Below are 1,003 nucleotides of genomic sequence, written 5' to 3' on the forward strand. Positions count from 1 at the left end.
GGCCGGAGCGACTGTCCGACGAAGCTCCGGCGTCGGCGTCAGCCGAGCGTTCGGCGGCAGCCGGCTGGGCCGACTTCTCACGGCGCGTCGGTGTCTCGCCGTCGACGACGGGCGAGGTCTCCGTGGCCCCGGGGCGTGAGCCCCCGGTCGCGACTTCGCGGGCGGACTCTGGGTCGCCCGCCTGCCGGGCGCGTTCGTACACCTCGTACGGCGTTTTCTCCCGGAGCGCCGCGAGCAGTTCGCCGCGCTGGAGCTCCTCGACCGACTCGCCCTCGGGCGCGAACGCGACGAAGTCCAAGTTCCCGGAGGATGAGCTGGCCACCGCGGTCGCCGTCGAGGAAGGCGGTGGTCGTTCGGGCTTCGGTGAGTTCGGCGACGGCGTCGGGGACGTTCGTCCCCTCGACGGCGACGGCGTTTTTCACGCCGAACTCGAGCAGTCGGGCCACGTCCGCCCGCCCCTCGACGACGACGATGGCGTCACCGTCTTCGACGTTGGGGCCGGCGGGGTAGCCCTCGTACTCGTTCATCTCGCCGGCGCGGACTGACTCCCTGACTTCCTCGTGGAGTTCGTCGCTGGTGAGAACCGTCTCCTGGAAGGAGTTCGCGAGCAGTTCCTTGGCGCGTTGGACGACGATACGGCGCTTTGCGGCGCGGACGTCCTCGATGTTCGTCACTTCGAGGCGGGCCTGACAGGGGCCGACTCTGGAGATCGTCTCCAGTGACGCTGCGAGGATCGCGGTCTCGACTTTGTCGAGCGAGGAGGCGATGGTCACGTCGCCGAAGGACTGGCCGCCCTCGGTTTCGACGCTCACGTCGATGCGGCCGACCTTCGAGGAGTCCTGCAGGTCACGCAGGTCCATCTCGTCGCCGAGTAGGCCCTCGGTCTGGCCGAACACCGCGCCGACGACGTCGCTCCGCTCGACGACGCCGTCCGCCGATAGTTTCGCGTGGATGAGGTATTTTGCTGTGTCTTGCATGATGAGTGCCCGATCCGGGCTGAATG

General features: G+C 68.5%; 1 pseudogene. It reads right to left on the reverse strand.

Going from position 1 to position 1,003, the window contains the following annotated elements:
- Positions 1 to 977 (reverse strand): annotated as a pseudogene (gene dnaG / locus EP28_RS11575) (DNA primase DnaG); the annotation flags it as partial.
- Positions 978 to 1,003 lie beyond the last annotated feature (26 nt).

The organism is Halorubrum sp. BV1 (genome assembly GCF_000746205.1).
Lineage (GTDB): Archaea > Halobacteriota > Halobacteria > Halobacteriales > Haloferacaceae > Halorubrum.